Annotated in this window: 7 protein-coding genes; 6 read left to right on the top strand and 1 reads right to left on the bottom strand. The window is 61.4% G+C overall.

The window, feature by feature from the left end; genetic code table 11:
* From CWO89_RS38125 to CWO89_RS38105, 5 genes are all read left to right on the top strand, one after another.
* The coding region (locus tag CWO89_RS38125; RefSeq protein ID WP_130583498.1) for a TRAP transporter permease at nt 1–1,157 on the top strand (1,157 nt) is incomplete at its 5' end.
* A gap of 15 nt (nt 1,158–1,172) precedes the next feature.
* Nucleotides 1,173–2,147 carry a TAXI family TRAP transporter solute-binding subunit gene (locus tag CWO89_RS38120; RefSeq protein WP_130583497.1) on the top strand — a complete coding sequence of 325 codons (975 nt, stop codon included), beginning with the start codon at nt 1,173–1,175 and terminating at the stop codon, nt 2,145–2,147.
* 198 nt (nt 2,148–2,345) lie between these two features.
* Nucleotides 2,346–3,353 (top strand): Bug family tripartite tricarboxylate transporter substrate binding protein, encoded by a 1,008-nt coding sequence (locus tag CWO89_RS38115; RefSeq protein ID WP_130583496.1) that lies wholly within the window; start codon nt 2,346–2,348, stop codon nt 3,351–3,353.
* A 213-nt stretch (nt 3,354–3,566) separates the two neighbouring features.
* Nucleotides 3,567–4,739, top strand: a complete 1,173-nt coding sequence (locus CWO89_RS38110; RefSeq protein ID WP_245476766.1) for a beta-propeller fold lactonase family protein — start codon at nt 3,567–3,569, stop codon at nt 4,737–4,739.
* Nucleotides 4,740–5,111: 372 nt separating this feature from the next.
* Nucleotides 5,112–6,329 carry an EAL domain-containing response regulator gene (locus CWO89_RS38105; RefSeq protein WP_130583495.1) on the top strand — a complete coding sequence of 406 codons (1,218 nt, stop codon included), beginning with the start codon at nt 5,112–5,114 and terminating at the stop codon, nt 6,327–6,329.
* Between the two features lie 24 nt (nt 6,330–6,353).
* Here the strand turns inward: CWO89_RS38105 and CWO89_RS38100 are convergent, their stop codons facing one another.
* The gene (locus tag CWO89_RS38100; protein WP_028168237.1) at nt 6,354–6,833 is read right to left on the bottom strand and encodes a hypothetical protein; all 480 of its coding nucleotides are present in this window, start codon (nt 6,831–6,833) and stop codon (nt 6,354–6,356) included.
* A gap of 276 nt (nt 6,834–7,109) precedes the next feature.
* Between CWO89_RS38100 and CWO89_RS38095 the strand changes: the two genes are divergently transcribed.
* A complete protein-coding gene (locus tag CWO89_RS38095; RefSeq protein ID WP_245476767.1) occupies nt 7,110–7,385 on the top strand; it encodes a hypothetical protein in 276 nt (91 codons plus the stop codon).
* Nucleotides 7,386–7,478 lie beyond the last annotated feature (93 nt).

Here is a 7,478-nt window from a genome sequence, read left to right as displayed (position 1 = left end):
CGGCCGGCGGCCTCGGCGCGATCCTGTCGCCGCCGGTGCTGGGCGCGGCCGCCTTCCTGATCGCCGAATTTCTCAAGATCAGCTATCTCGACGTGATCTGGATGGCGACCATCCCGACCTGCCTTTACTACATGTCGCTGCTGTTCATGGTCGAACTGGACGCCCGCAAATTCGGTGCCAAGGACGTCAACTTCAAGCCGGAGATGACGCTCGGCCAGATGACCAAGCGCTACGGCTTTCACTTCGTCTCATTGGCCGCCGTGGTCGTGTTCATGATCATCGGCTATTCGCCGTCACTGTCGGTGTTCTACGCCGTCGTGGTCACCTTCGCGTTGAGCTTCCTGCGGAAGGAAACGGCGCTGGTACCCTCGAAGCTGGTGAAGGCGCTGGCCGACGGCTCGATCGGCGCGCTCAATGCCGCGACCACCTGCGCATGCGCCGGCATCGTCGTCGGCATCGTGACGCTGACGGGTCTCGGCCTGAAATTCTCGTCGATCGTGATCAGCTATGCCGGCGGCAGTCTCCTGCTGACCGCGATCTATACCTCGCTGATCGTCTGGATCATCGGCCTCGCAGTGCCGGTGACCGCCTCCTACATCATCTGCGCCGTGATCGCAGCGCCGGCACTGATCAAGCTCGGCGTACCCGATTACGCCGCGCACATGTTCATCTTCTACTACGCCGTACTGTCGGAGGTGTCGCCGCCAACAGCGCTCTCGCCGTTCGCGGCTGCCGCCATCACCGGCGGCGATCCCTACCGCACGACGCTGCAATCGTGGAAATACACGCTGCCCGCCTTCCTAGTGCCGTTCGTGTTCGTGCTTGATCCACAGGGCGTCGGTCTCCTGCTGGCGATTCCCAAAGGCGGCTCGTGGGTCGATATCCTCGAAATCACGATCAAGGCGACCATCGGGCTACTCGCGCTTGCCGCGTTTGCCCAGAACTGGGCACTGCGACAAACTACGCCGATCGAACGCGGCCTGCTTCTGCTATCCGGATTGCTCTTGGTGTTTCCGAGTCTGATCGAGGCGATCGTCGAATGGATGATCGGCCGCGATATCAGCTACACCTACGTGCCGGGCCTGATCATTGGCCTCGGCGTGCTGCTGTGGCAGGCGAGAACACCGACGCCGAAGGAACCGGCGCTTACGATTTAATCAGGGAGTGATAGGATGAAGAAACTGAAAAAGACCGTGGCGATACTGGCTGTGACGATCTCGGCCGGTCTCGCCTTTGCCGGCATCGTCCATGCGCAGCAGAAGATCATGTCGATCGGCACCGGCGGCACCGGTGGCGTGTACTATCCGCTCGGCGGCGCGGTCGCCAACGTGCTCTCGAAGAACCTTCCGAACGTGCAAGCCACCGCCGAGGTCACCGGCGGCTCGGTCGACAATCTCAAGCTGATCGGCACCGGGCAGAGCGAAATGGGCTTCACCATGGCCGATGCCGCGCTCGACGCGCTGCAGGGCCAGGACAAGTTCAAGAACAGCAAGGTGCCGCTGCAGGCCCTCCTCGTCGTCTATCCGAACCGCATGCATGTGGTGACCGTCGAAGGGACCGGCATCCAGTCCATGGCGGATCTCAAGGGCAAGCGCGTTTCGACGGGTTCGCCCGGCAGCGCCACCGAAGTGATGGCATTCCGTGTCATCGAAGCCGCCGGCCTCGACAAGGACAAGGACATGAAGCGCGAGCGGCTCGGCGTTGCCGAATCCGTCAACGCCATCAAGGACCGCAAGATCGATGCCTTCTTCTGGGTCGGCGGCATTCCGACCGCGGCGGTGACCGATCTGGCGGCGACCCCCGGCATCAAGATGAAACTGATCGACCATGGCGACCTGGCCGAGAAGATGAACGCCAAATACGGCAAGCTCTATTCGCCAAGCACGATCAAGGCGGGCGCGTATCCGGGCTATGACAAGGACAACTCCATCACGGAGGTCTGGAACCTCATTGTCACCGGCGACAAGATGAGCAACGACGATGCCTATACGATCGTCAAGACGTTGGTGGAAAAGAAGGCCGACATCGTCGCTGTGCACAAGGAAGCCGAAAGCTTCTCGCTCGACAACCAGCGGCAGGATCGCTCCCCGATCCCGTTCCATCCCGGCGCGCTGAAGTATTTCAAGGAAAAGGGCATCGGCGGCTAGCTTTTTTTGACGCGTTTTCTGCGCAGATAAGTCTACGCAATCTGCGTAAACTTGATTGCTATGCGAACCGGTATCCACTTCGCTTGAAAACGCTATAACGCGCCTCAACCACAATTCCTGACCAGCCGCCGAGCGGCGCCATCGTGCGCCGCTCGGTTTTTCGGCGCCTACCCTTCCGCATCGCTCAAGGACTTTCAAATGCCCTCTTCGACCGTCGCTTCGTCAAATCTCAGCCGCCGCTCTCTGCTGCGTGGCACCGCCGCGCTTGCCGGCACATCGCTGCTGCCGCGCCGAGCGCGCGCCGCCGAATGGCCGACGCGGCCGGTCAAGCTCCTGGTGCCGTTTGCCGCCGGCGGAACCACCGACATCCTGGCCCGCGTGGTCGCGGCCAAGGTCTCGGAGGAGTTCGGCCAGCAGTTCATCGTCGAGAACAAGACCGGCGCGGGCGGCAACATCGCGGCCGACGCCGTCGCCAAGGCCGATCCCGACGGCTACACCTTCCTCGTGGGCACGCCGGGCACGCATGCGATCAATCCGTTCGTGTTCAGGAACATGCCGTTCGATCCGCTGAAGGATATTGCGCCGGTCATCATCATCGCGCGGGTGCCCAATCTCTGCTCGGTCACCAATTCGCTGCCGGTGAAGTCGGTCGCCGAACTGATCGACTACGCCAAGTCGAAGCGCGGCGAATTGTTCTACGGCACGCCCGGGCTCGGCAGCACCGCCCATGTCTCGACCGAGTTGTTCCGCTCGATGACGGGCGTCGAAATCACGCATGTGCCGTACAAGGGCAGCGCACCGGGATTGACCGACCTGATCGCCGGCCGCGTGCATCTGATGATCGACAACCTCCCCGCCGCGCAGCCCTTCGCCGAAGCCGGACAGATCCGTCCGCTTGCGGTATCTACTTCCAAGCGCTGGCCGCTATTGCCTGACCTTCCGACAATCGCGGAAGCGGGCGTGCCCGGTTATGAGGCCGCCTCCTGGTTCACGATCGCGGCTCCTGCGAAGACGCCGAAGGAGATCATCGACCGCCTCAACGCGAGCGTCGCCAAATTCCTCAAGACCGAGGACGGGATTGCGCGTCTGCGCAAGCTCGGCGCCGAACCCGTCGGCGGCTCAGCCGAAGACATGCAGGCTTACGTGCTGGCGGAGACCGAGAAATGGGGCAAGGTCGCCAAATTCGCGGGCATCAAGCCGGAGTGACGATAGCGACGCCGAGCGGATATGAGACGCCCGATGTGCCCCCGGCCGGGAAATGGACCGGACGGGGCGCGTCGGCCAACCCATCCAAACGACGCATAGAGCCGAGCGCCAATACGCACGTCAGTTTGGTCATTGGCAACGATCGTGTTCCCTGCTTAATTTTCCCTGCGCGAAACCGGCCCGCCAGTGGCCGGCGCAACCGGGAGAACGCCAATGCCTGCTTACCGCGCCGTCGGACTATCTTTGGGAGCTGCAGTCCTGCTCTGCAATCTCGCCTTCAATCCTGTCCATGCGAAACCCTTCATGATCGTCGGTCTCGACGAGAAGCTATTATGGGATGACGATGGAAAACCGATCCTGTCGGCGCCCGGCAAGGACCAGGTTCTCATCCTCGACCTCGCCAATCCCGAAAATCCCAAGACTGCCGCCTCCCTGCCGCTGAAGAATTCGGTGGTGGGACCGCCGGTCAATCTCGACATCGACCCGACCGGCTCGATCGCTCTCGTCGCCGATTCGGTCGATGTGACCAAGGACGGCGATGCGCTGAAGCAGGTGCCGGACAACAAGGTCTATGTCGTCGATCTCAAGGCCAACCCGCCGAAGCTGGCGGCGACTGTTACCGTCGGCAAGCAGCCCTCGGGGCTCAGCATCAGCCCGGACGGCAAGATGGCGTTGGTCGCCAATCGCGGCGACAATTCCGTCAGCGTGCTCTCGATCAATGGGAGCGACGTCAAGGTCACCGATACGATTGCGTTGCCCGACAGCGTCGCCCATGTGGCGTTCACGCCGGACGGCAAGCGGGCGCTTGCTGTCCGCTTCCCCGCACACAAGGTTTCGGTGCTCGATATTGCCGGAGACAAGGTCACCTACAACAAGGTCGATCTGCCGACGGGCCAATGGCCATACAATGTTGCGGTGACGCCAAATGGCAAACTCGCACTGACGTCCGACAATGGCGGCGCCGGCTCATCCGATGGCAGCGTCGACACCACGAGCGTGATCGATCTCGAAGCCAATCCGCCGCGCATCATCGATCGTGTGGTGGTCGGCGACGGTCCCGAGGGCTTTGCGATTTCGCCGAAGGGAGATCTCGCTGTCGCCGCCATTTTGCGCGGCTCCAACATGAAGAACGCGTACTACTATCACAAGAACGGCAGCCTCACGGTGCTGAAAATCGACGGCAAGAAGGTGACCAAGACTCAGGACATCGAGGTCGGTGGCTTGCCCGAGGCGGTCGCGTTCACGCCGGATGGCAAGTACCTTCTCGCCGGAAATTACCTGACCCAGGATTTCTCGATCCTGAAAGTCGATGGTGGGAAGGTTAGCGACACCGGCAAACGCTTCAAGGCGCCGGGTCACCCGGCTTCGGCGCGCATGGGGCACTAAGATCGGCATCGAGCCGGAGGGACGATAGGAGCAGCATCGATCACGTGAATGCTATTCTCAAAACGGGAATCGATCACGGCGACAACGATAAACAACCACAGACATTAACGCGTGCTGCCGCCGCGAAACGACGCGGCGGCGCACCATTGCAATCGCCTCGCGAGCAGTTCGGACCGAATGGCGTCGGAGCACGGCATTTGTGGCCGGCGATGGCCTCATCTGCTTCGATTTTTAATTACAATTTTAGCTTCATTTGTCTCTTTAACCCTACCTAAGCATTCATGGGGATTTGCAGGGAGGGTCCTCAAATTTCCAGATTAAGGCCGCCACTGAGATGTACGAGTCAAATCGACATCGCGGGAGAGGGCGGGCATGCATCACATCAACCCCAAGGAATACGCACGACCCGGCTGGTTCGGTCATCGCAAATTGACGCCGCGGGCTTGCGTCGCAGATAGCAAGAAGCACCTTCGTACCTTTCTTTCTGATGCTCTCGAGGATCTCGGGTTCATCACCTCGGAGTGCGGCGAGGCCACCGAACTGGATGGCGCGCTGGACGCGCATCGGCCCGACCTGCTTGTGCTCGGTGTCTCCGTCAACGGGATCGAGGTCGGCAGGATTCTGGAGGTTCTCGTCAGGAAGAATTTCGCCGGCAAGGTTCTCGTCATCGGGCCGCCCGAGTCGATTATGGTAAAAGCGGTCAGGCAAATTGGCGAAGAATACGGCGTAGCCATGCTGCCACCGCTGGCGACGCCGTTCGGCGCAGGAACGCTGCGCGACAGCGTCGCGATGCTGCTGCCACAGGAGCCCGCGCCGAGCCCCGCGGTCGATGTGGCAGAGGCGCTCAAAGCCGGTTGGCTCGAATTGTGGTACCAGCAGAGGATCAACCTGCGCACGCTGGTGCCCGCGGGCGCAGAAGCTCTGGTCAGGATGCGGCATCCGGCCTGGGGCGTGGTGCCGCCGGCCTATTTCATTCCCGATGAGAGCGATCCGCATTTCCATGCGCTGTCCGAATTCGTGGTCGGTCGCGCCATCGAGGACTGGCACTATCTGCTGGAGCAGAAAGGACCGGTAGACCTCTCGATCAACCTGCCGGTGTCGTTCCTGAGGGATCCGCAAGCCGTGCGCGAACTATGCCGTCGCGTGCCGCAGCACCCCGCCTTCGGCGGCCTGCTGCTCGAGATGGGAAGCGCCGAGGTGATCGAGAACCTGGACCTCGTGATCGAGGTGGCGCGGCAGGTGCGGTTCCACAACATCGCAATATCGGTCGACCAGGTCGGCACCGAGTGGCCGTCGCTGATGGGGTTGAAGAGCTTTCCCTTCGTCGAACTGAAGATCGATCATCAATTCGTCACCGGCGCCGCCGACGACCGGCTGAAGCAGACCGTGTGCAAACATGTCGTCGAGCTCGCCCACGACCATGGCGCGCGGGCGCTTGCCCAGGGCGTCGAGACCCGCGCCGACTTCCTCACCGCCCATGCGGTAGGCTTCGACCTGGTGCAGGGCTATCTGTTCGGCAAGCCGATGGGGGTGAAGAAATTCGCCCGCTCGCGGCCTTCCCCGGCTGCGAGCGCTGAATCGAAATCGTGACGTTCTCTGCGACGGCCCAGAGGCTCACTGGAACGTCATGTCGATGCATTTCGAGATATCCGAGCCGAGGCCGGAGGAGATGGTGATGCAGCCTCGCACTTTCTGCACGTTGTTGTCGCTGGCCCAGACCGAATAGCCGCCGGGACCGAAGAACGAGTTGGTGTTCGGCGGTTCAGTTTCGGTGGCATCGAAGGAGTAATTGCCATCGGTGTCGAAGATGCGCGGCCGCTTGGTGCAACCGCCATCGGCCTGCACGTTGATGACCTCCTTGTTGTCACGCGTCAGCGCCAACGAGACCTGGCAGCGGAAGTATTCCGAGGTCTTGGTGTTGAACAGATAGGCGTAGGACTTGCAGGTCGCGGTGTTGAGCTTGCCGGCGGACAATCCCCGGCTGCAGGCGATGCGTTGGTTGTTGGAGAGCTTGAATTCGTCGGCATAAGCCGCGGTGGCCATCGTCATGAGCGAGAGCGCAATACCGAAACCGATATTCATGCCGGGGGTCATTCGAATCATCCCTATCAAACTTTTCGCAATCATGCGTTTGTAGATGGAAACGGCAACATAGTCGCGAAGCAGAAAATCACAAACCCGCAGGGTGCACGTGATGCCGCACGACGACTTCCGTCGTATTGACGGAATAATGACGTTCGTGATTTGTTCAGACAAGGGCCCAGGTTTCGGCAGCGACGACTGGGGAGGATGATCATGACTCGATTTCAGGCCAAGACTTTTTTGACGGCGGCTTTTTTGACGGCGGCTTTTTTGATGGCGACCTTTTTGATGGCAGCGGCGCTGACGACGCTGGCCGCTCCCGCACTCGCACAGGATGCATCGCCCGCGCCCTGGGAGCTGAAGTCCGACATGGGCTACGCCTATGGCAAGGACGGCTCGACCCTCGCCTACAAGATGGGGACCAACAATGCCGGCCTGCTGCTCAAGGGCGCGAAGAAGGTGCCGAGAGGCACGTTGTTCTTCGTCGGCCAGAACGGCCAGCTCTACATGCGCTCCGGCCCCTATCTCGAGGGCGACGGCAAGTTCATGTTCGGATCGAACTAGGCGGCGCGTGCTTTCGTAGGGTGGGCAAAGCGCAGCGTGCCCACCATCCACGGTCGGTGCAAGAAAGGTGGGCACGCTGCGCTTTGCCCACCC

Origin of the sequence: Bradyrhizobium sp. Leo170, assembly GCF_004296405.1 — a bacterium.
Taxonomy (GTDB): domain Bacteria; phylum Pseudomonadota; class Alphaproteobacteria; order Rhizobiales; family Xanthobacteraceae; genus Bradyrhizobium.
Note: the sequence above shows the minus strand (reverse complement) of the source record. Positions and strands in the feature narration are given on the sequence as shown.

Bases quoted from the DNA above. Each gene is read 5' to 3' on its own strand.
- CWO89_RS38100 (WP_028168237.1), bottom strand. From the start codon at position 6,833: ATGACCCCCGGCATGAATATCGGTTTCGGTATTGCGCTCTCGCTCATG.
- CWO89_RS38110 (WP_245476766.1), top strand. From the start codon at position 3,567: ATGCCTGCTTACCGCGCCGTCGGACTATCTTTGGGAGCTGCAGTCCTG.
- CWO89_RS38095 (WP_245476767.1), top strand. From the start codon at position 7,110: ATGGCAGCGGCGCTGACGACGCTGGCCGCTCCCGCACTCGCACAGGAT.
- CWO89_RS38105 (WP_130583495.1), top strand. From the start codon at position 5,112: ATGCATCACATCAACCCCAAGGAATACGCACGACCCGGCTGGTTCGGT.
- CWO89_RS38115 (WP_130583496.1), top strand. From the start codon at position 2,346: ATGCCCTCTTCGACCGTCGCTTCGTCAAATCTCAGCCGCCGCTCTCTG.
- CWO89_RS38120 (WP_130583497.1), top strand. From the start codon at position 1,173: ATGAAGAAACTGAAAAAGACCGTGGCGATACTGGCTGTGACGATCTCG.